The 23513-nt window shown below is 63.2% G+C and carries 28 protein-coding genes; 11 read left to right on the top strand and 17 right to left on the bottom strand.

The genetic code is table 11. From position 1 onward, the window contains the following. From RR51_RS04555 to RR51_RS04505, 11 genes are all read right to left on the bottom strand, one after another. Nucleotides 1–651, bottom strand: coding sequence for a FadR/GntR family transcriptional regulator (locus RR51_RS04555; RefSeq protein ID WP_013971088.1), 651 nt, complete (start codon nt 649–651; stop codon nt 1–3). Nucleotides 652–859: 208 nt separating this feature from the next. Beyond that, on the bottom strand, nt 860–1906 hold the full coding sequence (gene hisC / locus RR51_RS04550) for a histidinol-phosphate transaminase (RefSeq protein ID WP_013971087.1): 1047 nt from the start codon (nt 1904–1906) through the stop codon (nt 860–862). A gap of 2 nt (nt 1907–1908) precedes the next feature. Then, nucleotides 1909–3234 carry a histidinol dehydrogenase gene (gene hisD / locus RR51_RS04545; RefSeq protein ID WP_024086342.1) on the bottom strand — a complete coding sequence of 442 codons (1326 nt, stop codon included), beginning with the start codon at nt 3232–3234 and terminating at the stop codon, nt 1909–1911. Between the two features lie 134 nt (nt 3235–3368). Continuing rightward, on the bottom strand, nt 3369–4004 hold the full coding sequence (gene hisG / locus RR51_RS04540) for an ATP phosphoribosyltransferase (RefSeq protein ID WP_003257924.1): 636 nt from the start codon (nt 4002–4004) through the stop codon (nt 3369–3371). Between the two features lie 123 nt (nt 4005–4127). After that, complete coding sequence (murA, locus tag RR51_RS04535; RefSeq protein ID WP_013971085.1) at nt 4128–5393, bottom strand: UDP-N-acetylglucosamine 1-carboxyvinyltransferase; 1266 nt, start codon at nt 5391–5393, stop codon at nt 4128–4130. Between the two features lie 23 nt (nt 5394–5416). Beyond that, on the bottom strand, nt 5417–5656 hold the full coding sequence (locus RR51_RS04530; protein ID WP_003255121.1) for a BolA family protein: 240 nt from the start codon (nt 5654–5656) through the stop codon (nt 5417–5419). A 117-nt stretch (nt 5657–5773) separates the two neighbouring features. Beyond that, nucleotides 5774–6076 (bottom strand): STAS domain-containing protein, encoded by a 303-nt coding sequence (locus RR51_RS04525; protein WP_015269065.1) that lies wholly within the window; start codon nt 6074–6076, stop codon nt 5774–5776. After that, nucleotides 6073–6720, bottom strand: a complete 648-nt coding sequence (locus tag RR51_RS04520) for an MlaC/ttg2D family ABC transporter substrate-binding protein (RefSeq protein ID WP_003257922.1) — start codon at nt 6718–6720, stop codon at nt 6073–6075. Before RR51_RS04520 ends, RR51_RS04525 begins: the two co-directional genes overlap by 4 nt. 9 nt (nt 6721–6729) lie before the next feature. After that, the gene (gene mlaD, locus RR51_RS04515; protein ID WP_003257921.1) at nt 6730–7215 is read right to left on the bottom strand and encodes an outer membrane lipid asymmetry maintenance protein MlaD; all 486 of its coding nucleotides are present in this window, start codon (nt 7213–7215) and stop codon (nt 6730–6732) included. Continuing rightward, the gene (gene mlaE, locus RR51_RS04510; protein WP_039612747.1) at nt 7215–8012 is read right to left on the bottom strand and encodes a lipid asymmetry maintenance ABC transporter permease subunit MlaE; all 798 of its coding nucleotides are present in this window, start codon (nt 8010–8012) and stop codon (nt 7215–7217) included. Before mlaE ends, mlaD begins: the two co-directional genes overlap by 1 nt. Beyond that, on the bottom strand, nt 8012–8821 hold the full coding sequence (locus RR51_RS04505) for an ATP-binding cassette domain-containing protein (RefSeq protein ID WP_012270662.1): 810 nt from the start codon (nt 8819–8821) through the stop codon (nt 8012–8014). Before RR51_RS04505 ends, mlaE begins: the two co-directional genes overlap by 1 nt. Nucleotides 8822–9069: 248 nt before the next feature. Between RR51_RS04505 and RR51_RS04500 the strand changes: the two genes are divergently transcribed. From RR51_RS04500 to RR51_RS04455, 10 genes are all read left to right on the top strand, one after another. Then, nucleotides 9070–10044, top strand: a complete 975-nt coding sequence (locus RR51_RS04500; protein WP_003257920.1) for a KpsF/GutQ family sugar-phosphate isomerase — start codon at nt 9070–9072, stop codon at nt 10042–10044. A gap of 12 nt (nt 10045–10056) precedes the next feature. After that, entirely contained in the window at nt 10057–10581 is a 525-nt protein-coding gene (locus RR51_RS04495; RefSeq protein ID WP_039612746.1) for a KdsC family phosphatase, read from the top strand. Between the two features lie 8 nt (nt 10582–10589). Continuing rightward, on the top strand, nt 10590–11162 hold the full coding sequence (gene lptC / locus RR51_RS04490) for an LPS export ABC transporter periplasmic protein LptC (RefSeq protein WP_003257918.1): 573 nt from the start codon (nt 10590–10592) through the stop codon (nt 11160–11162). Beyond that, entirely contained in the window at nt 11149–11673 is a 525-nt protein-coding gene (gene lptA / locus RR51_RS04485) for a lipopolysaccharide transport periplasmic protein LptA (RefSeq protein ID WP_015269063.1), read from the top strand. Before lptC ends, lptA begins: the two co-directional genes overlap by 14 nt. Then, on the top strand, nt 11674–12399 hold the full coding sequence (lptB, locus tag RR51_RS04480; RefSeq protein ID WP_003257916.1) for an LPS export ABC transporter ATP-binding protein: 726 nt from the start codon (nt 11674–11676) through the stop codon (nt 12397–12399). Between the two features lie 175 nt (nt 12400–12574). Continuing rightward, nucleotides 12575–14068, top strand: a complete 1494-nt coding sequence (locus tag RR51_RS04475) for an RNA polymerase factor sigma-54 (protein WP_015269061.1) — start codon at nt 12575–12577, stop codon at nt 14066–14068. A gap of 79 nt (nt 14069–14147) precedes the next feature. Then, nucleotides 14148–14456 (top strand): ribosome hibernation-promoting factor, HPF/YfiA family, encoded by a 309-nt coding sequence (gene hpf, locus RR51_RS04470; protein WP_003255135.1) that lies wholly within the window; start codon nt 14148–14150, stop codon nt 14454–14456. A gap of 12 nt (nt 14457–14468) precedes the next feature. After that, nucleotides 14469–14933, top strand: a complete 465-nt coding sequence (gene ptsN / locus RR51_RS04465; RefSeq protein WP_015269060.1) for a PTS IIA-like nitrogen regulatory protein PtsN — start codon at nt 14469–14471, stop codon at nt 14931–14933. Nucleotides 14934–14935: 2 nt separating this feature from the next. Beyond that, nucleotides 14936–15790 carry an RNase adapter RapZ gene (rapZ, locus tag RR51_RS04460; protein ID WP_013971076.1) on the top strand — a complete coding sequence of 285 codons (855 nt, stop codon included), beginning with the start codon at nt 14936–14938 and terminating at the stop codon, nt 15788–15790. 19 nt (nt 15791–15809) lie between these two features. Continuing rightward, nucleotides 15810–16082 carry an HPr family phosphocarrier protein gene (locus RR51_RS04455; RefSeq protein WP_039612745.1) on the top strand — a complete coding sequence of 91 codons (273 nt, stop codon included), beginning with the start codon at nt 15810–15812 and terminating at the stop codon, nt 16080–16082. 350 nt (nt 16083–16432) lie between these two features. Here RR51_RS04455 and RR51_RS04450 read toward each other — a convergent pair whose 3' ends face one another. From RR51_RS04450 to pmbA, 4 genes are all read right to left on the bottom strand, one after another. After that, nucleotides 16433–17044, bottom strand: a complete 612-nt coding sequence (locus RR51_RS04450) for a superoxide dismutase (protein WP_039612744.1) — start codon at nt 17042–17044, stop codon at nt 16433–16435. A gap of 75 nt (nt 17045–17119) precedes the next feature. Further along, a complete protein-coding gene (locus RR51_RS04445) occupies nt 17120–18496 on the bottom strand; it encodes a class II fumarate hydratase (protein WP_039612743.1) in 1377 nt (458 codons plus the stop codon). Then, nucleotides 18489–18890: a hypothetical protein gene (locus RR51_RS04440; RefSeq protein WP_039612742.1), complete on the bottom strand. Its 402-nt coding sequence runs from the start codon at nt 18888–18890 to the stop codon at nt 18489–18491. Before RR51_RS04440 ends, RR51_RS04445 begins: the two co-directional genes overlap by 8 nt. Nucleotides 18891–19132: 242 nt before the next feature. Next, the gene (gene pmbA, locus RR51_RS04435; RefSeq protein ID WP_039612741.1) at nt 19133–20479 is read right to left on the bottom strand and encodes a metalloprotease PmbA; all 1347 of its coding nucleotides are present in this window, start codon (nt 20477–20479) and stop codon (nt 19133–19135) included. Nucleotides 20480–20587: 108 nt separating this feature from the next. Between pmbA and yjgA the strand changes: the two genes are divergently transcribed. After that, nucleotides 20588–21109, top strand: a complete 522-nt coding sequence (gene yjgA / locus RR51_RS04430; protein ID WP_003255152.1) for a ribosome biogenesis factor YjgA — start codon at nt 20588–20590, stop codon at nt 21107–21109. A gap of 108 nt (nt 21110–21217) precedes the next feature. Here yjgA and tldD read toward each other — a convergent pair whose 3' ends face one another. Continuing rightward, the gene (tldD, locus tag RR51_RS04425) at nt 21218–22657 is read right to left on the bottom strand and encodes a metalloprotease TldD (protein ID WP_024086333.1); all 1440 of its coding nucleotides are present in this window, start codon (nt 22655–22657) and stop codon (nt 21218–21220) included. 2 nt (nt 22658–22659) lie between these two features. Beyond that, complete coding sequence (locus RR51_RS04420; RefSeq protein ID WP_039612740.1) at nt 22660–23511, bottom strand: carbon-nitrogen hydrolase family protein; 852 nt, start codon at nt 23509–23511, stop codon at nt 22660–22662. Nucleotides 23512–23513: the final 2 nt, after the last annotated feature.

The following is a 23513-nucleotide window of genomic DNA, read 5'->3' as shown; positions in this document are numbered from 1 at the left end:
TCAGGATTCGATAAGGGTACGGCTCAGGCGCTTGGCCTGCTCCGCATCGCGTTGCTCGATTGCGGCAAGGATCTGCCCATGCAGGTCGAACGTGGCCTGGCAGCGCGGCACGGTTGCCATGTTGTGCTGCAGCGCGGCAGCCACCACCCCGGAAAAGTACCGGTACAGCTCACTCAAGGCCGGGTTATGGGCGGCATCTACCAGCCGCTGGTGAAACACCAGGTCGCAGGCCACATAAGCATCGATATCACCGTGAAAATGCCCGGCACTGTTGGCCAGGGCATCACGCAGCGCCTGAAGATCGGCGTCGGTTCGGCGCAGCGCGGCCAGGCCGATGGCCTCGGCTTCGAGGATGTGCCGGGTTTCACGGGCCTGCTCGGGCGTGCAGCGTGACATCGCCTGCACCGCCTGTAGCGGGTCCTGGGCCGTGCGCAGGTAGCTGCCATCCCCCTGGCGAATCTCCACCAGGCCACTGAACGCCAGCACACGCATGGCCTCGCGTACGGTGTTGCGGCTTATGCCCAACTGCAGGGCCAGTTCCGGCTCGGTCGGCAAACGCTGGCCAACCTGCCAGTCGCCCAGCAGGATGCGTTCTCGCATGCGCTCGACGGCCAGTTCGACCAGGGAGCGCTTGGTCAATTCGGTACTCATGAAACTCAACCAATCATCCGATGAATCTGCTCAGCATAATGTATACCGGCAATACAGCAAACATTGATGGTTTCTGGCGATAGTGGAAATCCCTGTGGGAGCGGGCATGCCCGCGAAGAATCCAACGCGATGGATGGCACCGGCGTTGCCGGTGTTCGCGGGCACGCCCGCTCCCACAAGGGCCGCGTCACGGCAGCTTGCAATACCGTCAGTTCAATGCATCAAGCAGCGCCTGGTTCATCTCTGGCGTACCGATGGTGATGCGCAGGAACTGGGCAATGCGCGGCTGCTTGAAGTGGCGCACGATCACGCCCTGCTCGCGCAGGCGTGCAGCCAACTCACCGGCATCGTGCTGCGGATGGCGGGCGAAGATGAAGTTGGCCGCCGACGGCAGCACTTCGAAACCCTTGGCCCGAAGTTGCCCGACCAATACCTCGCGGCTGTCGATCACCTTGCGGCAGGTTTCTTCGAAGTACTCGCGGTCCTCGAACGCCACCGCTGCGCCGACGATCGCGGCACGGTCCAGCGGATAGGAGTTGAAGCTGTTCTTGATCCGCTCCAGCGCTTCGATCAGGTCCGGGTGGCCAACCGCCAGGCCAACCCGCAGCCCCGCCAGCGAGCGCGACTTCGACAGGGTCTGGGTGACCAGCAGGTTGTCGTAGCGGTCCACCAGGCTGATCGCTGTTTCGCCCCCGAAGTCGATGTAGGCTTCATCCACCACCACCACCGAATCACGGTTGGCCTGCAGCAACTGCTCCACCGCCTGCAGCGGCATCAGGCAGCCGGTCGGCGCATTGGGGTTGGGGAAGATGATGCCGGCGTTGGGCTTGTTGTAGTCCTCGATGCGGATCTGGAACTGCTCGTCCAGCGCCACCTGCTCGAAGGCGATACCGTACAGGCCGCAGTAGACCGGGTAGAAGCTGTAGCTGATGTCCGGGAACAGCAGAGGTGCGTCGTGCTGGAACAGGCCGTGGAAGATGTGCGCCAGCACCTCGTCCGAGCCGTTGCCGACGAACACTTGTGCCGGCGTCACGCCGTAGTACTCGGCCACCGCCTGCTTCAGCCGGTCACCGTTCGGGTCCGGGTACAGGCGCAGGTTGTCGTTCAGCTCGCCGCGCATGGCTTCCAGCGCCTTGGGCGACGGGCCGTAGGGGTTTTCGTTGGTGTTCAGCTTGACCAGGCGGGCCAGCTTGGGCTGCTCGCCCGGCACGTAAGGCACCAGGTCCTTGACGAAGGGGCTCCAGAATCGACTCATGCTCAGTTCCCCTTCTCTTGGGTCAGAATGCGGTATTCAGCGCTGCGGGCGTGTGCGGTCAGCGACTCGCCACGGGCCAGGACCGAGGCGGTGTGGCCCAGCTCGGACGCGCCCTGCTCGGAGCAGAAAATGATCGACGAACGCTTCTGGAAGTCATACACCCCCAGCGGTGACGAGAAACGCGCGGTACCGGAGGTCGGCAGCACGTGGTTGGGCCCTGCGCAGTAGTCGCCCAGCGCTTCGCTGGTGTGGCGGCCCATGAAGATCGCGCCAGCGTGGCGGATGTGCGGCAGCCAGGCCTGCGGGTCGGCGACCGACAGTTCCAGGTGCTCCGGGGCAATGCGGTTGGCCACTTCCATGGCCTGCTGCATGTCACGCACCTGGATCAGCGCGCCACGGCCATTGATCGACTTCTCGATGATCCCGGCACGTTCCATGGTCGGCAGCAGCTTGTCGATGCTGGCTGCAACGCGGTCGAGGAAGGCGGCGTCCGGGCTGACCAGGATGGCCTGGGCATCTTCGTCGTGCTCGGCCTGGGAGAACAGGTCCATGGCGATCCAGTCCGGGTCGGTCTGGCCGTCGCACACCACGAGGATTTCCGACGGGCCGGCGATCATGTCGATACCCACCTGGCCGAAAACGTGGCGCTTGGCGGTGGCGACGTAGATGTTGCCCGGGCCGACGATCTTGTCCACCTGCGGCACGCTTTCGGTACCGTAGGCCAGCGCGGCGACAGCCTGGGCGCCACCGACGGTGAACACACGGTCGACACCGGCGATGCAGGCAGCCGCCAGCACCAGCTCGTTGACCTCGCCACGCGGGGTCGGCACCACCATCACCACTTCGGCCACGCCGGCAACCTTGGCCGGGATGGCGTTCATCAGCACCGACGATGGGTACGACGCCTTGCCACCCGGCACATAAAGGCCGGCGCGGTCCAGCGGGGTGACCTTCTGGCCGAGCACGGTGCCGTCGGCCTCAGTGTACTGCCAGGAGTCCTGCTTCTGCCGCTCATGGTACATGCGCACACGATTGGCGGCCTTTTCCAGGGCTTCGCGCTGGCCAGGGGTAATGCGGGTCAGCGCCAGTTCCAGGCGCTCGCGACCGAGGATCAGGTCATCGATGGACTTGGCATCGACACCATCGAAACGCTGGGTGAATTCCACCAATGCCGCATCGCCGCGCTCGCGCACGGCCTTGATGATGTCGAGCACGCGCTGGTTGACCGCGTCATCGGACACACTTTCCCAGCTCAGCAGATGATCCAGATGTCGGGCGAAATCCGGATCAGCAGCGTTGAGACGGGCAATTGCAGTGGACACGGTCATGGCGAGGGCCTCGATTATTGGCGAATGCTCAGGCGCCCTAGGCTACCAGTCCATCCGCGCGGGCACCCGAGAAAAATGGCTATGACGCGGATAGACGGGCGCGGCAGCGAAGGCCGCGCGCAGTCGGTAGAGAGTCAGCCGCGGTGTCGCGATTCGACCGCTCCGCGCAGCGTGTCGATCAGGCTCTGGATACGGGCGTGCTGCATTTTCATGGAGGCCTTGTTGACCACCAGGCGCGAGCTGATCGTGGCGATCAGTTCCTGGGGCTCCAGGCCGTTGGCACGCAGGGTGTTGCCAGTGTCGACCACGTCGATGATCTTGTCGGCGAGGTTGATCAGCGGAGCCAGTTCCATCGAGCCGTACAGCTTGATGATGTCGACCTGGCGGCCCTGTTCGGCGTAGTAGCGCTTGGCTACGTTGACGAACTTGGTAGCCACGCGCAGACGGCCCTTGGGCTCGGGTGCGCCGACCACGCCAGCGGTCATCAGCTTGCAACGGGCAATCTGCAGGTCCAGGGGCTCGTAAAGGCCCTGGCCGCCGTACTCCATCAGCACATCCTTGCCGGCCACACCCAGGTCGGCGGCACCATGCTCGACATAGGTCGGCACGTCGGTCGCACGCACGATCAGCAGGCGCACATCGTCCTGCGTGGTGGGGATGATCAGTTTGCGGCTCTTGTCCGGGTTCTCGGTCGGCACGATACCGGCCTCGGCCAGCAACGGCAGGGTATCGTCGAGAATACGGCCTTTGGAAAGCGCGATGGTCAACATTGGAACGTCGGTCCTTAAGCGGCTACTGCCGGCCGGGCGTCGAGCCCGACCGCATTCAATTCGTTAGGCACATCCTGTGAAAGCGGGCAAATCCCACCCCCACAGGATGCACCAGGCAGACGACTAGCCCGGTACGCGACGGATCTTCGCGCCCAGCATCTGCAGTTTTTCTTCGATGCACTCGTAACCACGGTCGATGTGGTAGATGCGATCGATCAGGGTATCGCCTTCGGCTACCAGCGCCGACAGCACCAGGCTGGCGGAAGCACGCAGGTCGGTGGCCATTACCGGGGCACCCTTCAGCGCCTTGACGCCAGTAACGATGGCAGTGTTGCCTTCGACCTGGATCTGCGCGCCCATGCGGTGCATTTCATAGACGTGCATGAAGCGGTTTTCGAAGATCGTCTCGATCACTGCACCGGTGCCTTCGGCAATGGCGTTGAGCGAAATGAACTGCGCCTGCATGTCGGTCGGGAACGCCGGGTACGGGGCGGTACGCAGGTTGACGGCTTTCGGCCGCTTGCCGTGCATGTCCAGCTCGATCCAGTCTTCGCCAGTGTTGATGTCGGCGCCGGCTTCCTTGAGTTTTTCCAGTACGGCTTCAAGGATGGTCGGATCAGTGTCCTTGACCTTGACGCGGCCGCCGGTCACGGCAGCGGCAACCAGGTAGGTACCGGTCTCGATACGGTCCGGCATCACGCGGTAGTTGGCCGAGTGCAGGCGCTCGACGCCATCGATGACGATGGTGTCGGTACCAGCGCCCTGGACCTTGCCGCCCATGGCGTTGATGAAGTTGGCCAGGTCGACCACTTCCGGCTCGCGCGCGGCGTTCTGCAGCACGCTGCGGCCCTTGGCCAGGGCAGCGGCCATCATGATGTTCTCGGTACCGGTCACGCTGACGGTGTCGAAGAAGAAGTGCGCACCGCGCAGGCCACCCTCAGGTGCCTTGGCCTTGATGTAGCCGCCTTCGACTTCGATCTTCGCGCCCATGGCCTCGAGGCCACGGATGTGCAGGTCGACCGGGCGCGAACCAATTGCGCAACCGCCAGGCAGGGCCACTTCGGCCTCGCCGAAACGGGCAACCATCGGGCCCAGCACCAGAATCGAGGCGCGCATGGTCTTGACCAGCTCGTAAGGTGCAACCAGTGTCTTGATGGTGCGAGGGTCGATCTCGACCGCCAGCTTTTCGTCGATCACCGGCTCGATGCCCATGCGGCCGAAGAGCTCGATCATGGTGGTGATGTCGTGCAGGTGCGGCAGGTTGCCCACGGTGACCGGGCCGTCGGCCAGCAGGGTCGCCGCCAGGATTGGCAAGGCTGCGTTCTTCGCGCCCGAAATGCGGATCTCGCCATCAAGGCAAGCGCCGCCAGTAATAATCAGTTTGTCCATTGGAATCTCGCCGCCACGTTGGCTCAGGTGCGCTCAGCCCAGGCTGCGCTGCTGAAAAATTTCATGGTTACCGCATGGATGCTGCCATTGGCGATCCACGGATTCAGGTGAGCATAGATCGCCTGCTGGCGTTTGACCGGGCTCAGGCCAGCCAACTCGTCGCTGATCACGTTCAACTGGAAGTTGCAGCCTTCGCCTTCAACTTCGACCCGGGAACCCGGCAATTTCTCTTCAAGGAAGCTTTTAACTTCTACGGCCTGCATGCTCAACCTCAATCGGCGCCCGATGCGCACGGGTCGGCCATCATACAAAAAAGCCCCTCGCCTGCGAAGCCCAACGAGGGCTTCGCTGACCGAGGGGCCATCATCCGTGCCAGGCCATCAGGTTGCCAGCACTTCATCGAGGTCATAGACCTCGGCAATTTCCCGCATGTCGTCTGGCATGCTGCGCACCTGGCAACCCTTGCCTGCGGCCTGGGCATCGCGCATGAAGGCCAGCAGCAACGACAGGCCGACACTGGTGGAACGCTGCACTGCCGAACAATCGAGCACCAGCTGCGCCTCGCGGCAGGCCGCGATCAGCGCCTTGCCCTGCTTGCGCAGGACCGGCCCGCTGCGGTAGTCCAGCACGCCGGCCAGGCGCAGCACGCCCGGCTCGGCCATGCTTACACCGGCCTCACTCATTTGACGGTCTTCTCCGGCGAGTTGTCGGCGGCCTGCTTGGCCTTGGCCACTTCGCCGGCCCAGCCGTCGATGGTCTTGTCCAGGTCGTTGCCATTGCGCTGCATGGCGTCGGCGAACTGGTCGCGGAACAGCTTGCCGATGTTGATGCCGTTAACGATCACGTTGCGCACCTTCCACTCGCCACCGATGTTCTCCAGGGTGTACTGCACTGGATACACGGCACCGTTGTTGCCGGTGACTTTCATACCAACGCTGGCGCGCTTGCCGTCATCAGCCTTGGCCGGGTCGACGGTGATGCCCTGATTGTTGTACTCGAGCAGGGCATTGCCATAGAACTGCATCAGGCTGCGCTTGAAGTTTTCCTGGAAGCGCTGCATCTGCTCGGGGGTAGCCTTGCGCGAATACTTGACGGTCATGATGCTTTTGGAAATACCGTCAGCGTCCACCACCGGGCCGAGGATGCGGTTCAGCGCATCGTAGAAGGCGTTGGGGTTGGACTTGTACTGTTCCTTGTTGGCCTTGAGGTCGCCCAGCAGCTCAGTGGTGGTGCCCTGAACCACATCGTGTGGCGTCTGCGCAGCCACGGTCAGCAGGGGGAAGGCTGCCAGCAGGACCAGCAGGCCACGTCGCAGGATGGAAATCATGGAAACTCCTTAATTAGCCGGTTGCGCTTCTTTCGGTTCCTTGCCAACGGAGTTGAGCAGGAACTTGCCAATCAGATCTTCCAGCACCAGTGCCGACTGGGTGTCGTGGATGGTCCCGCCGTCCTTGAGCACCTGGTCCTCACCGCCGACGCTGATGCCGATGTACTTCTCGCCAAGCAACCCGGCGGTCAGGATCGAGGCAGTGGAGTCGGTCGGCAGGTTGTCCACCGACTTGTCCAGCTGCAGCGTCACCCGACCGGTGTACGAGTCACGGTCCAGATCGATGGCGGTAACCTTGCCGATGGTCACACCGGCCATGGTCACTTTAGCTCTGACCGTCAAACCGGCGATATTGTCGAAGTAGGCATAAACTTTATAGGTATCGCTGCTCGGGCTGGCCGACAGCCCGCTGACACGCAGGGCGAGCAGCAGCAGCGCCAGGATCCCGGCCAGGAGGAACAGGCCGACACCGATTTCCAGGGTGCGGTTTTGCATCAGAAATCTCCAAACATCAAGGCGGTCAGAATAAAGTCCAGACCCAGCACTGCCAACGAGGCATAGACCACGGTCTTGGTGGTGGCACGGCTGATCCCTTCTGAGGTGGGCTCACAGTCATACCCCTGGAATACGGCGATCCAGGTCGTGACGAAGGCAAATACCAGGCTCTTGATCAGCCCGTTGAGCACGTCGTCGGTGAACGAAACACTGTTCTGCATGTTGGCCCAGAACGAGCCCTCGTAGACGCCCAGCCAGTCCACCGCCACCCACGAGCCACCCCAGATGCCGACCACGCTGAAGATCAGCGCCAGCAACGGCAGCGAGATGAAACCGGCCCACAGGCGTGGCGCGACGATGTACTTGAGCGGGTCGACGCCGATCATTTCAAGGCTCGACAACTGCTCGGTGGACTTCATGTTGCCGATTTCTGCGGTCAGCGCCGAACCGGCACGGCCGGCGAACAGCAATGCCGTCACCACCGGGCCGAGCTCACGCAGCAGGGTCAGGGCGACCATCTGCCCCACTGCCTGCTCCGAGCCGTACTTGGTCAGGATGCTGAAGCCCTGCAGCGCCAGCACCATGCCGATGAACACGCCGGACACGACGATGATCGCCAGCGATAGCACGCCCACCGCGTACAGCTGCTTGATCAGCAACTGGAAGCCGCCACCGATGCCGCCACGGCCGATCAGCGCATGGAACAGGAACAGGCAGGAGCGCCCCAGCACCGCCAGCACGTCGATGGCCGAGCGCCCCAGCAGGCGGACACGTTCGAGTAAGGATTTTCTGCGCATCAACGCGCTCCCAGCAGGTCGGCGCGGTAGTCAGGCGCAGGGAAATGGAAAGGCACCGGGCCGTCCGGGTCGCCCTTCATGAACTGGCGAATGCGCGGGTTATCCGAGCCCATCAGCTCGTCAGGCGTCCCCTGGCCCAGCACCTGGCCGTCACCAACCACATAGATGTAGTCGGCGATGCTGGCGGTTTCCGCCAGGTCGTGGGAAACGACGATGCTGGTGATACCCAAGGCATCGTTGAGCAGGCGGATCAGACGCACCAATACACCCATGGCGATCGGGTCCTGGCCGACGAACGGCTCGTCGTACATGAGAATCTGCGGGTCCAGGGCAATCGCACGGGCCAACGCCACACGGCGTTTCATGCCACCGGACAGCTCGTCGGGCATCAGGTCGATGGCACCGCGCAGCCCCACGGCCTGCAGCTTCATAAGCACGATATCGCGGATCATCTCATCCGACAGCTGGGTATGCACGCGCAGCGGGAACGCGACGTTCTCGAACACATCGAGATCGGTGAACAGCGCGCCGCTCTGGAACAGCACCCCCATTTGCTTGCGGGCGTCGAACAGGTCGCTGCGCGACAATGTCGGCAGGTTCTGCCCGGCAACCCAGACCTCACCGCTGGAGGGGCGCAACTGCGCGCCCATCAGGCGGAGCAACGTGGTCTTGCCGCAACCCGATGGCCCCATGATGCCGGTGACCTTGCCGCGCGGGATGCGAATGTCGACGTTGCTGAAAATGCTGCGCGAACCACGTTTGAAGGTAACCCCCTTCAACTCGACCGCGTAGGCGCTATCCACACTCATCTAGACTCCTTGCTGGTGCAGCCTCGTCCTAATGGACGCCGGCCTCCACCTGGAAGGCACAAGCGCCCCTGGCAGGCCGAATAGCGGCGAACTATAGCACCGCTGACAGCGCCGCCCCAAGGTCGGCTAGCGAGTCGTTCAGCCCTGCGACAGGCTGGCGAGACATTCACCACGGCAATCGAAAGCGTGAGGGTTTCTTTCATTGCAGCTATAATCGCCGCCTTTTCATCAGGCATTGCTTTTTCGACATGAGCCAATCCAGCGAGCTGATCCAATCCGCCCAACGCACCCTGCGCCTGGAACTCGAGGCCGTAGAGGCCCTGCTGGCGCGCATCGACGACAATTTCGTCAAGGCCTGCGAACTGATCCTGGCCAGCAAGGGCCGGGTCGTCGTGGTCGGCATGGGCAAGTCCGGGCACATCGGCAACAAGATCGCCGCCACCCTGGCCAGCACCGGCACACCGGCATTTTTCGTGCACCCGGCCGAAGCCAGCCATGGCGACATGGGCATGATCACCCGCGATGATGTCATCCTTGCCCTGTCGAATTCCGGCAGCACCGCCGAAATCGTCACCCTGCTGCCGCTGATCAAGCGCCTGGGCATCAAGCTGATCAGTCTGACCGGCAACCCGGACTCGCCCCTGGCCCAGGCTGCCGAGGTCAACCTCGACGCCCGCGTCGAACAAGAGGCCTGCCCGCTGAACCTGGCCCCTACCTCTTCCACCACCGCATCGCTGGTGCTGGGCGACGCGCTGGCCATTGCCCTACTCGAAGCCCGCGGCTTCACCGCCGAGGACTTTGCCTTCTCGCACCCGGGTGGTGCACTGGGCCGCCGCCTGCTGCTCAAGGTGGAGAACGTGATGCACGCCGGCGACGAACTGCCCCAGGTGCCCCGCGGCACCCTGCTCAAGGACGCACTCCTTGAAATGTCCCGCAAAGGCCTGGGCATGACCGTGATCGTCGAAGCCGACGGCAAGCTGGCCGGGATCTTCACCGACGGCGACCTGCGCCGCAGCCTGGACCGCAACATCGACGTCCACACCACCCTGATCGATCAAGTCATGACCGTGCACGGCAAGACGGCCCGCGCCGAGATGCTCGCGGCCGAGGCCCTGAAGATCATGGAAGACCACAAGATCGGCGCCCTGGTGGTGGTGGACCGCGAGGACCGCCCCACCGGCGCCCTGAACATGCACGACCTGCTGCGCGCCGGTGTGATGTAAAGGAGCAATGGAATGAACCAGGACCTCATGCAACGCGGCAAAGGCATCAAGCTGGCAGTGTTCGACGTGGACGGCGTGCTCACCGACGGGCGCCTGTACTTCCTCGAGGACGGCAGCGAGTTCAAGACCTTCAACACCCTCGACGGCCAGGGCATCAAGATGCTCATGGCCTCGGGCGTGACCACCGCGATCATCAGCGGGCGCAAGACCCCGGTGGTCGAGCGCCGGGCGAAGAACCTCGGCATCCCGCACCTGTACCAGGGCCGCGAGGACAAACTGGTGGTGCTGGACGGCCTGCTCGCCGAACTGGGCCTGAGCTATGCTCAAGTGGCCTACCTTGGCGACGACCTGCCCGACCTGCCGGTGATCCGCCGGGTCGCACTGGGCATGGCGGTGGCCAACGCCGCGCCGTTCGTTCGCCAGCACGCCCATGGCGTGACCCAGGCACGTGGCGGCGAAGGCGCGGCCCGTGAATTCTGCGAACTGATCATGCAGGCCCAGGGCACCCTGGACGCTGCCAACGCCAACTACCTGTAAGGCTGCCCATGTTCAGCAAGAAAGCCCGCAACATTGCGCTGCTCGCGGTGATCGCCGCCCTGCTGGTGGCGATCGGCTACTGGAATGTCAGCCCGGAAAGCTTCCTCGACAAGCCTGTGGCCCAGGTCGACGAAAGCGCCATCGACTACTACGCAGTCAACGCCCACAGCGTGCAGTTCCTGCCCGACGGCAAGCTGCAGTACGAAATGACCGCCGACAAGGTCGAACACCTCAAGGCCAGCGAAATCACCCTGCTGACCACGCCGGACCTGCACCTGTACCGCGGTACCGAATACCCGTGGCACGTACAGAGCACCCGCGCCGAGGTCAACCCGGACGGCAGCGAAGTCGAACTGATCGACAACGTACGGGTCGCCCGCACCGACGAAAAGCAGCGTGAAATGATCATTACCAGCTCACGCATGACCGTGTTCCCGCAGAAGCAATATGCGCAGACCGAGCAAGCCGTTAGAATCGACGGCGCCGGTGGCACAACTACGGGCAAAGGAATGAAAGCGTATTTGAAAGAAGGCAAGATGGACTTGCTCTCTAACGTAAGAGGACAGTATGAGGCTCGTTAAAACCCTCCCCCTTTTGCTCAGCCTGAGCGCAGCACTGGGAAGCGCGAGCGCCCTCGCCCTGCCGAATGACCGTGACCAGCCTATCCGCATCCAGGCCGACAACGCCCACCTGGACGACAAGCAGGGCGTGGCCACCTACACCGGCGACGTGATCATCACCCAGGGTTCGATGATGATCAAAGGCAACACCGTGACCATCACCCGTTCCGCCTCCGGCGACATCGACGTGGTGACCTCGGTGGGCAACCTGGCCTACTTCGAGCAGCAGCAGAGCGCAGCCAAGCCGGACAAGATGAAAGGCTGGGCGGTGACCATCCAGTACCAGTCGCAGAAGGACATGGTGATCCTCACCGACCGCGCCAAGGTCGAGAACGAAGGCAACACCACCGAAGGCGAGAAGATCGTCTACAACACCCAGACCCAGGTGGCGACCGCCGGTCGTGGTGGCAACGTGACCTCGCCGCGTCAGCGTATCGACATGGTGATCCAGCCCAAGAAGAAGGCCGAGTAAATGGCAACCCTCAAAGCCCAGCACCTGGCCAAGAGCTACAAGGGGCGGCAAGTCGTACGCGACGTCAGCCTGTCTATCGACAGCGGCCAGATCGTCGGCCTGCTCGGCCCCAACGGCGCCGGCAAGACCACCTGCTTCTACATGATCGTCGGCCTGGTCCAGGCCGATCAGGGGCGCGTGCTGATCGACAACCTCGATGTCAGCCACCAGCCCATGCACGGTCGCGCCCGCGCGGGCATCGGCTATCTGCCGCAGGAAGCCTCGATCTTCCGCAAGCTGTCGGTGGCCGACAACATCATGGCCATCCTCGAGACCCGCAAGGACCTCGACCGCGACGGCCGGCGCAAAGAGCTGGAAAGCCTGCTGCAGGAATTCCACATCAGCCACATTCGCGACAACCTCGGCATGAGCCTGTCCGGTGGTGAGCGCCGCCGCGTGGAAATTGCCCGCGCGCTGGCGACCGCACCCAAGTTCATCCTGCTGGACGAACCGTTTGCCGGTGTCGACCCGATTTCGGTCGGCGACATCAAGCAGATCATCCATCACCTCAAGGCCAAGGGCATCGGTGTACTGATCACCGACCACAACGTGCGTGAGACCCTGGATATCTGCGAAACCGCCTATATCGTCAATGATGGCCGGCTGATCGCCGAAGGCGACGCCGAAACCATCCTGGCCAACGACCTGGTCAAAGAAGTTTACCTGGGCCACGAGTTCCGGCTCTGAGCCCGGCACGCGCCTGGAGTACTGGCAAATAGCCCTGGAACCTGGGGTAAAGTGTTACGGTACTCTAGGCAAACGCTACAATTTAAGGCATAAAACTTGCTTGATCTGGCGCCCCGGCGCCCTCGTGTAGTGGATGGCGCATGCGCGCCGGCGAACAAGGTATTAAGCCCCAGCCATGAAACCATCGCTCGTCCTAAAAATGGGCCAGCAACTGACGATGACACCGCAGTTGCAACAGGCCATCCGCCTGCTCCAGCTCTCCACCCTGGACCTCCAACAGGAAATCCAGGAAGCGCTGGAGTCGAACCCGATGCTCGAACGTCAGGAAGACGGCGACGACTTCGACAACAGCGACCCGATGGCGGACAACGCCGAGAACAAGCCGGCCGCTGAAGTCCAGGACAACAGCTTCCAGGAAAGCACGACCAGTGCCGACACCCTGGAAGACGGTGAATGGAGCGAGCGCATCCCCAACGAACTGCCGGTCGACACCGCCTGGGAAGACATCTACCAGACCAGTGCCAGCAGCTTGCCGAGCAACGACGACGACGAGTGGGACTTCACCACCCGCACATCGGCCGGCGAAAGCCTGCAAAGCCACCTGCTGTGGCAACTGAACCTGGCTCCGATGTCCGACACCGACCGCCTGATCGCCGTCACCCTGATCGACAGCATCAACGGCCAGGGCTACCTGGAAGACACCCTCGAGGAGATCTGCGCCGGTTTCGATCCGGAGCTGGATATCGAGCTGGACGAGGTCGAAGCGGTACTGCACCGCATCCAGCAGTTCGAGCCAGCAGGCGTTGCCGCCCGCACCCTTGGCGAATGCCTGTTGCTGCAATTGCGCCAGCTGCCCGCCAGCACCCCGTGGATGGCGGAAGCCAAGCGCCTGGTCACCGACTTCATCGACCTGCTCGGCAGCCGCGACTACAGCCAGCTGATGCGTCGCATGAAAATCAAGGAAGACGAGCTGCGCCAGGTCATCGAGCTGGTACAAAGCCTCAACCCGCGCCCCGGCTCGCAGATCGAGTCCAGCGAGCCTGAGTACGTGGTGCCCGACGTCATCGTACGCAAGGACAGCGACCGCTGGCTGGTGGAGCTGAACCAGGAGGCCATTCCGCGGCTGCGCGTAAACCCGCAGTACGCTGGCTTTGTGCGCCGGGCCGACACCAGTGCCGACAACACCTTCATGCGCAACCAGCTGCAGGAAGCGCGCTGGTTCATCAAGAGCCTGCAAAGCCGCAACGAAACCCTGATGAAGGTGGCCACGCAGATCGTCGAGCACCAGCGCGGCTTCCTCGACCACGGCGACGAAGCGATGAAGCCCTTGGTGCTGCATGACATAGCCGAAGCGGTGGGCATGCACGAGTCGACCATTTCGCGGGTAACCACGCAGAAATACATGCACACCCCGCGTGGCATCTACGAACTGAAATACTTTTTCTCCAGCCACGTCAGCACCTCCGAAGGCGGAGAATGCTCGTCTACGGCTATCCGCGCGATCATCAAGAAACTGGTTGCGGCGGAAAATCAGAAAAAGCCATTGAGTGACAGCAAGATCGCTGGTTTACTGGAGGCACAAGGCATCCAGGTAGCCCGTCGCACCGTCGCCAAGTACCGCGAGTCCCTCGGCATCGCACCGTCGAGCGAGCGCAAGCGACTGATGTAGCCCCTGAGATGTGCCACAGCGTTTGTGGGGCAGGTGCAAGACCTGCCTCTTTATGCACGGGCAACAAAGGAGAAGCTGTATGCAAGTCAATATCAGTGGACAGCATGTAGAAGTCACCCAGCCACTGCGCGATTATGTGCTTGAAAAGCTCGCTCGCGTGGAAAGTCACTTCGACAAGATCACCAACGTGCAGGTCATCATGAAAGTCGAGAAGCTGCAGCAGAAGGTCGAGGCGACCTTGCAGATTCCCGGCGGCGAAGTGGTTGCCAACGCCGAACACGAAGACATGTATGCAGCGATCGACGCCTTGGCCGACAAGCTCGACCGCCAACTGAAAAAACACAAGGAAAAACAGCAAAGCCTGCTGCAAGGTGCAGCTGCCCGCTGATCCCCCTCATCCATGATCCGACTTGAAACCATCCTGACCCCCGGCCGTTCCCTCGTGAACGTGCCGGGCGGCAGCAAGAAGCGCGCCCTGGAAAAGGTCGCCACCGTCATCGCCGAACAAGTGCCCGAACTGGAGATGCAAGACGTCTTCGAAAAACTGGTCGCCCGGGAAAAACTCGGTTCGACCGGTTTCGGCAACGGCATCGCCATCCCGCACTGCCGGCTTGAAGGATGTTCCGCTCCGGTCAGCGCCCTGCTGCATCTGGAAGCGCCTATCGACTACGACGCCATCGATGGCGCGCCGGTGGACCTGCTGTTCGTCCTGCTGGTGCCAGAAGCCGCCACCGATGCCCATCTGGAATTGCTGCGCCAGATTGCCAGCATGCTCGATCGCAAGGAGGTCCGTGATCGCCTGCGTGCGGCCACCAGCAGCGAGGCCCTGTTCCAGGTTGTCCTGGACGTACAGAACGAGCACTGAACATGCGCCTGATCATCGTCAGCGGCCGGTCCGGCTCCGGCAAGAGCACCGCCCTCGATGTCCTGGAAGACAACGGTTTCTACTGCATTGACAACCTGCCCGCCGGGCTGCTGCCGCAACTGGCGGAAAATGCGCTGATCAACACCGAGTTGCAGCAACCCAAGGTCGCCGTGTCGATCGACGCGCGCAACTTGCCCAGCCACCTGACGCGTTTCCCCGAGTTGCTCGAAGAAGCCCGCGCCCGGCATATCCAGTGCGACGTGCTGTACCTGGATGCCGACGAAGACGTACTGCTCAAGCGTTTCTCGGAAACCCGCCGACGCCACCCGCTGACCAACGCCAACCGCTCGCTCGCGGAAGCGATCCGGGTAGAAAGCGAATTGCTGGGGCCGATTGCAGACCTGGCCGACCTGAAGATCGACACCACCAGCCTGAACCTGTATCAGCTGCGTGATTCGATCAAGCTGCGCCTGCTCAACCAGCCCGAGCCTGGCACCGCGTTCCTGGTCGAGTCGTTCGGTTTCAAGCGAGGAATGCCGGTCGATGCCGACCTGGTGTTCGATGTGCGCTGCTTGCCCAACCCCTATTGGAAACCCGAGCTGCGTGAGCATTCCGGCCTCGACCAACCGGTAATCGACTACCTGGCCGCACAGCCGGATGTCGAAGAGATGTTCAACGACATTTCCAGCTACCTGCTCAAGTGGCTGCCCCGCTTCGCCGCTAGCAACCGTGCCTACGTCACCATTGCCATTGGCTGCACCGGCGGCCACCACCGCTCGGTGTACATCACCGAACGCCTTGGCCAACTGCTGCAGCAATCCCTGAAAAACGTCCAGGTCCGCCACCGCGACCTCTAGCCCAAGGATCCGCCCCACGATGCCCGCCCGTGAAATCACCATCATCAACAAGCTGGGTCTGCATGCCCGGGCGGCAGCCAAGTTCGTCGGCGTTGCCGGCCGCTTCCCCTGCCAGGTCAGGGTTGGCCGTGCGCCGGACAAGTTGGTGGATGGCAAGAGCATCATGGCGGTGATGATGCTGGCGGCCGGCAAGGGCACCCAGGTGCACCTGCATACCGAAGGCGAGCAGGACGACGATGCCATGGCAGCGCTGGTCGAACTGATCAACAACTTCTTCGACGAAGGCGAATGAATTGCAAGCGGTACGCTTACCCTGTGGGAGCGGCTTTAGCCGCGAAGAATCCAACGCGGTGCATGGCACCGGCTGCGCCGGTGTTCGCGGCTAAAGCCGCTCCCACAGAGCCCCCGCTAATTCAATGAGTTATGTGCCGCTCCCACAGCGAAACCGGTGAACACCCCATCATCCGGCGCAAACCGATGCACAGCCCCAAGCGGGCCAGGCCAGGTCCAACCAGGCGAAGCCGCGCGCCAATAGCAATGCAGTCCCTGCGAGCAACAGCAAAGTCCCAAGCGTCATGCGAAACAGGCGAAACAGGCGCACGCGGCTGACGGACATCATCTGGGAGCGCATACCGGGGAGACTCACTTCAGGGTTTCGAGGTAGCGGCGCTCCACTTCCGCCCAGTCAATGACGTTGTAAAAGGCACCGATGTATTCCGGACGACGGTTCTGGTACTTCAGGTAATAGGCATGCTCCCACACGTCCAGGCCGAGGATTGGTGTGTTGCCGTGCATCAGCGGGCTGTCCTGGTTGCCGCTGCTTTCCACTACCAGCGTTTTCTGCGGGGTCACGCTGAGCCAGGCCCAGCCACTGCCGAAGCGGGTCAGCGCAGCCTTGGTGAAGGCCTCCTTGAAGGCATCGAAGCCGTCCAGTTGGGCGTCGATGGCCTGCGCCAGAGCACCCTGCGGCTCTCCCCCGCCCTGCGGCGACATCACGGTCCAGAACAGGCTGTGGTTGGCGTGCCCGCCGCCATGGTTGGTCACCGCACCACGCAGGTTTTCCGGCAGTTGCCCGACCGCGCCGAGCAGTTTTTCCACCGGCCACTCAGCCCACTCGGTGCCTTCGATGGCGGCGTTGAGGCCAGTGACGTAGGTCTGGTGGTGCTTGGTGTGGTGGATTTCCATGGTCTGCGCGTCGATGTGCGGTTCCAGCGCAGCGTAGGCGTAAGGCAGTGCAGGCAAGATATGGGGCATATCAGTGAATTCCGTAGGCATAGGTTGCGCGATGACCAACGCGGCCACCGCTGGCGCTTGGGCCGTGACTCAGTGTCAGATACCACCGGCGGTGAGTTTTTCCGGGTCCAGTAGCGCTTCCAGCTGGTCACGCGATAGGTCGGTGTGCTCCAGCGCCACGTCGATGATCGGACGGCCCTGCTTGTAAGCGGTCTTGGCGATTTCAGCGGCCTTGAGGTAGCCGATGATCGGGTTCAGCGCCGTGACCAGAATCGGGTTGCGTGCCAGGGCTTCCTTGAGCTTGCTTTCGTTGACCTTGAAGCTGGCGATGGCCTTGTCGGCCAGCAGGCGGCTAACGTTGGCCATCAGCTCGATGCTCTCCAGCAGGTTGCGGGCGATCACCGGCAGCATCACGTTCAGCTCGAAGTTGCCGGACTGGCCAGCGATGGCAATGGTGGCGTCATTGCCGATCACTTGGGCGGCGACCATGGCGGTGGCCTCTGGAATCACCGGGTTGACCTTGCCAGGCATGATAGAAGAGCCCGGCTGCAGACCTTGCAGCTCGATTTCGCCCAGCCCGGCCAGCGGGCCAGAGTTCATCCAGCGCAGGTCGTTGGCAATCTTCATCAACGCCACGGCGGCAGTCTTGAGCTGGCCGGACAGGGCCACTGCGGTGTCCTGCGAGCCGATCAGGGCGAACAGGTTTCGCCCGGGGGTGAACTCGACCTGGGTCAGGCCGCTGAGCTGGCGGGCGAAACCGGCAGCGAACTGTGGGTGGGCGTTGATGCCAGTGCCCACAGCGGTGCCACCCTGGGCCAGCGCCTGCAGGCTGGGCAGGGTCGCTTCGATGTGTGCCTTGGCGCCATTGATCTGTGCCGCCCAGCCATCCAGCACCTGGCTCATGCGCACCGGCATGGCGTCCATCAGGTGGGTGCGGCCGGTCTTTACGTACTGATGCACCTGTGCCGACTTGGCCTCGATCACCTGTACCAGGTGCGCCATGGCGGGCAGTAGCTGCTCGTGCAAGGCCAGGGCGGCGCTGACGTGAATCGTGGTCGGGATGATGTCGTTGCTGCTCTGGCCGCAGTTGACGTGGTCGTTGGCGTTGACGGCCTCACCCAGCACGCGGCTGGCCAGAGTCGCGATCACCTCGTTGGCGTTCATATTCGAGCTGGTGCCGGAGCCTGTCTGGAACACATCCACCGGGAAATGCTGGATGAAGTCACCCGCCAGGAGTTGCTCGACTGCCGTGACGATGGCCTGGCCCTGCGCGGTCGACAGCTGTTCCAGTTCGACGTTGGCCTTGGCCGCGGCAGCCTTGGCCAGCAGCAGCGCACGAATGAACTGGGCCGGCATGCGCTGGCCGCTGATCGGGAAGTTGTCGACCGCGCGCTGGGTCTGGGCACCGTACAGGGCCTGGGCCGGCACCTGCAATTCGCCCATGCTGTCACGCTCGATACGGGTATCACTCATCATCAAATCCTTGCATCAGTTCATCGGGAGAAATCGATGGCAGCAGGCGGCAATTGGCCAACTGCAGGGCGTAGGGCTGCCAGCGCTGGTTCTGGGCCTCGCGGTCGAGGTTGCGCAGGTCCAGCAGCGGGCGCCAGGCCAGGTCCAGGCACAGGCAGCGCCAATGCCAGGGCAGCATGCGGTCGCAGGCGGTATCCAGCAGCAGGCGGAAGGAGGTCAGCGCCACCGTCCATGGCGAGGTCTCGGTGCAGCACACCAGGTAACGGCCTTCAGCCAGGTAATGCTCGATCAGGCGCGGTTCGTCGGGCTCCAGCGCACAGCGGATGCGTCGGCTGAGCCAGCGCCAGTTTTCCAGGTAGGGCAGTTCGCGGAGGACGGGTTTCATGAACATCATCGCCGGGTTTCTGGATAATGATATTCATTATTAGGTGATAAACATAATCACTTCAAGAGAAAGGTGATGAAACAAAAAAACCGGCGTGGGGGCCGGGTCTTCGGTTTCATTGAAAATTCTCTATTGCCTGCACCGGCCTCTTCGCGGGTAAACCCGCTCCCACAGGAATCGCATAAGGCTCAGTCTTGTGCAGTAACTGTAGGAGCGGGTTTACCCGCGAAGAGGCCGGTACAGGCTATGAATCAGCTACCCGCCACAGTCATCCGCTCGATCAGCACCGACCCGGTGTGAATGTTGCTTCGGGTCTCAAGATCGCTGCCGATCGCGACAATCTGCTGGAACATGTCTTTCATGTTCCCGGCAATGGTCACTTCCTGCACTGCGTGCTGAATCTCGCCATTCTCGACCCAGAAGCCTGCCGCGCCACGGGAATAATCCCCCGTCACCATGTTCAGGCCATGCCCCATCAACTCGGTCACCAGCAGCCCGCGGCCCATGCGCCGGATCAGCGCCGCCTGGTCTTCGACACCATGGCTGACGAACAGGTTGTGCACACCACCAGCGTTGGCTGTGCTTGGCAAACCCAGCTTGCGCCCGGAATAGGTACCTAGCAGGTACGACACCAGCTCACCCTTGTCGACGAACGGCTTGGCATAGGTAGCCAGGCCATCGCCGTCGAATGCGGCACTGCCCAGTGCCCGCGGAATGTGCGGGCGCTCGTCGAGGGTCAGCCAGGTGGGGAACAGGCGCTGGCCGATGGTCCCCTCCAGGAACGACGACTTGCGGTACAGGTTGCCGCCGGAGATGGCCGACAGGAAGCTGCCGAACAAGCCACCGGCCAGCTCGGCCGAGAACAGCACCGGCACTTCGCAGGTCGGCACCGGACGCGCACCCAGGCGGCTGGCGGCACGCTGGGCAGCGCGCACGCCGATGCTACGCGGGTCGGCCAGCAGGTTGCCCTGGCGGTTCACGTCGTACCAGTAGTCACGCTGCATCTGGCCGTCGCCTTCGGCGATCATCACGCAGCTCAGGCTGTGCCGGGTCGAGGCGTAGCCACCGATGAAACCATGGCTGTTGCCATACACGCGGCAGCCCTGGTGGGTATTGAGGGTGGTGCCGTCGGCATTGAGGATGCGCGGGTCGGCGTCGAACGCCGCCGCTTCGCAGGCCAGGGCCATCTCGATGGCCTTCTCTGGCTCGAGGTTCCAGTCGTGGTACAGGTCCAGGTCCGGGATCTCGCGGGCCATCAACGCTGCGTCGGCCAGGCCGGAACATTCGTCCTCGGAGGTATGCCTGGCAATCGCCAAGGCCGCGGCGACGGTTTCGCGGATCGCTTCCGGGCCACTGGCCGAGGTGCTCGCCGAGCCTTTGCGCTGGCCCACATAGAGGGTGATACCAAAGCCCTGGTCGCGATTGAATTCGACCGTCTCGACCTCTCGTTGACGTACCGTGGTGGACAGGCCCTGCTCCAGCGACACCGCAACTTCGCAGGCGCTGGCCCCCTGACGGCGCGCCTCGGCGATGATCGCCTCGACCTGCTCCTGCAATGCTGGCAGGTCCTTCGGACCTACGCTCTGGACTGCACTCATGGTTCTCTCCACTCAAATTCTGCGTTCGGCGAGGGTCATTCTACGACCGGGCCGGACAAGCGGCCCCCGACTGGTTATCATGGCGGCGATTTCTAGCGGACTGCCACCATGGTTGATTCAAACGACGACGCCTTCGACGGCGAAAAAAGCAAAACCCAGATCAAGCGCGAGCTGCATGCGCTGGTCGAACTCGGCGAGCGCCTTACCACGCTCAAGGCCGATACTCTGGCTCGCCTGCCGTTGACCGACGAGCTGCGCAAGGCCCTGGCCGAAGCCAGCAAGCACACCGCTCACGGTGCCCGCAAACGCCACATGTCGTTTGTCGGCAAGCTGATGCGCGTGCAGGATCTGGATGCCATCCACGCCCTGCTCGAACAGATGGACAGCTCGACCCGCCAGTACAACGAGCGCTTCCACAGCCTGGAGCGCTGGCGCGACCGGTTGATCGACGGTAATGACGAAGACCTCGAACGCTTCGTCAACGAATACCCCGACACCGACCGCCAGCAGCTGCGCTCGCTGGTACGCCATGCCCAGCACGAGAAGGCCCGGAACAAGCCGCCTGCCGCCGCGCGCAAGGTGTTCAAGTACATCCGCGACCTCGACGAGCTGCAGCGCGGATTGCGCTGACAGGCTGGGCCCCTGTGGGAGCGGGCAAGCCCGCGAACACCGGCGAAGCCGGTGCCATGCACCGCGTCGCCTGCTTCGCGGGCACGCCCGCTCCCACACCTGAAGCCATCACGCCCCTGTACCGCCTACGGTGATCGCATCCAGCTTCAAGGTTGGCTGCCCGACCCCCACCGGCACCGACTGCCCGTCCTTGCCGCAAGTCCCTACCCCGCTGTCCAGCGCCAGGTCGTTACCGACCATCGACACCCGGCTCATCGCCTCCGGGCCGTTGCCGATCAGGGTCGCCCCCTTCACCGGCGCGGTAATCTTGCCGTCTTCGATCAGGTAGGCCTCACTGGTCGAGAACACGAACTTGCCGCTGGTAATGTCCACCTGGCCACCGCCGAGGTTGGCGCAGTAGATACCCTTCTTCACCGAAGCGATGATTTCCTGCGGGTCGCTTTCGCCCGCACGCATGTAGGTGTTGGTCATGCGCGGCATCGGCAGGTGCGCGTAGGATTCGCGGCGGCCGTTGCCGGTCACCGCCATGCCCATCAGGCGCGCGTTCAGCTTGTCCTGCATGTAGCCCTTGAGCACACCGTTCTCGATCAATGTGGTGCACTCGGTCGGGGTGCCTTCGTCATCCACGCTCAGCGAGCCACGGCGGCCTTCGAGGGTGCCGTCGTCGACAATGGTGCACAGGCTCGACGCCACTTTCTCGCCAATGCGGCCGCTGAACGCCGAACTGCCCTTGCGGTTGAAGTCACCTTCCAGGCCATGGCCGACAGCCTCGTGCAGCAGCACGCCCGACCAGCCCGAACCCAGCACCACCGGCAGGGTACCAGCCGGTGCCGGGATCGCCTCCAGGTTCACCAGGGCCTGGCGCAGCGCTTCGCGGGCATAGCCCATGACCCGCTCTTCGGTGAAGAAGCGGTAGTCGGTACGCCCGCCACCGCCCTGCCCGCCACGCTCGCGGCGGCCGTTCTGCTCGACGATTACGCTGACGTTGAAGCGCACCAGCGGGCGCACGTCGGCGGCCAGGCTGCCATCGGCCGCAGCGATCAGGATGCGTTCCCATACCCCGGCCATGCTCACACTGACCTGCTGGATACGCGGGTCCAGCGCGCGGGTGGCGGCGTCGACACGCTTGAGCAGCTCGACCTTCTCGGCACGGCTGAGCACATCCAGCGGGTTGTCCGCCGGATAAAGGGCAGTCACGTCCTGGCTGCGGAAGGCCTGCACCTTGCCGTTCTGCCCGGCACGGGAGATCGAACGGGCGGCACGGGCGGCCGAGGTCAGCGCTTCGAGGTTGATTGCGTTGCTGTAGGCAAAGCCGGTCTTTTCACCGGACTGGGCACGCACGCCTACGCCCTGGTCGAGGTTGAAACTGCCCTCTTTGACGATGCCGTCTTCCAGCGCCCAGGTTTCCGAGATCTGGCCCTGGAAATACAGGTCGGCGGCATCGATGCCGGGGCCGGCCAACTCACCCAGCACGCTCTGCAGGCTGTCCAGGGTCAAGCCGCCTGGGGCCAGGAGCTGCTCGCTGACGGTGGATAACATCTGGCTCATAGTCACTCCGAGGTGTGCGCAGGCCGCAACGCGCCCTGCGAGAAAAAGCGCCGGTGCGATACCACCGGCATGCGCGCCCGGATGGACGCTTGTTCGTCAATGTCGCGTTCGGCGAGCAATACTGCTTCACCTTGCGCCTGTTCAGCGACGATGCGCCCCCAGGGGTCGACGATCGCCGCATGGCCATGGGTTTCCCGTGGCCCCGGGTGGGTGCCGCCCTGTGCCGCAGCCAGCAGGTAGCACTGGGTCTCGATGGCCCGGGCGCGCACAAGCACTTCCCAATGTGCCGCGCCCGTTACCGCAGTGAAGGCAGCCGGCGCAGTGATCAGTTCCGCGCCGGCGGCGCGTAGTGCGCTGTACAGTTCGGGGAAGCGCAGGTCGTAGCACACGCTCAGCCCCAGCCGCCCTACTGGCGTATCGGCCACCACTACCTGGGCGCCGTGGGCATAGTCGTCGGACTCGCGGTAACGGCCACGATTGTCGGCAACGTCCACATCAAACAGGTGCAGCTTGTCATAGCGTGCCGCTACCTCACCGTGTTCGTCGATCAGCAGCGAGCAGGCATGGGCCTTGGCTTCAGGTTGGCCGACCGGTGGCAATGGCAAGGTACCGGCGACAATCCATAACTTGAGGTCGAGGGCGGTGCGTTTCAACCATGGCAGGATCGGCCCTTCGCCCAACGCTTCGGCGCGGCCGATGGCAGCGGCGTCCTTGCGGCCCATGGCAGCGAAGTTTTCCGGCAGCACCGCCAGCCGTGCGCCGCCAGAGGCGGCCTGCTCCAACAGGGCACCGGCGCGCTGCAGGTTGGCCAGCACATCGTCCTGGCTGACCATCTGGATTACCGCTGCCTTCATGG

The sequence above is a fragment of the Pseudomonas sp. C5pp genome, from assembly GCF_000814065.1.
Taxonomy (GTDB): Bacteria; Pseudomonadota; Gammaproteobacteria; order Pseudomonadales; family Pseudomonadaceae; genus Aquipseudomonas; species Aquipseudomonas asiatica.
The sequence above is the reverse complement of the archived record's forward strand: the minus strand, read 5'-3'. Positions and strand labels throughout refer to the sequence as shown.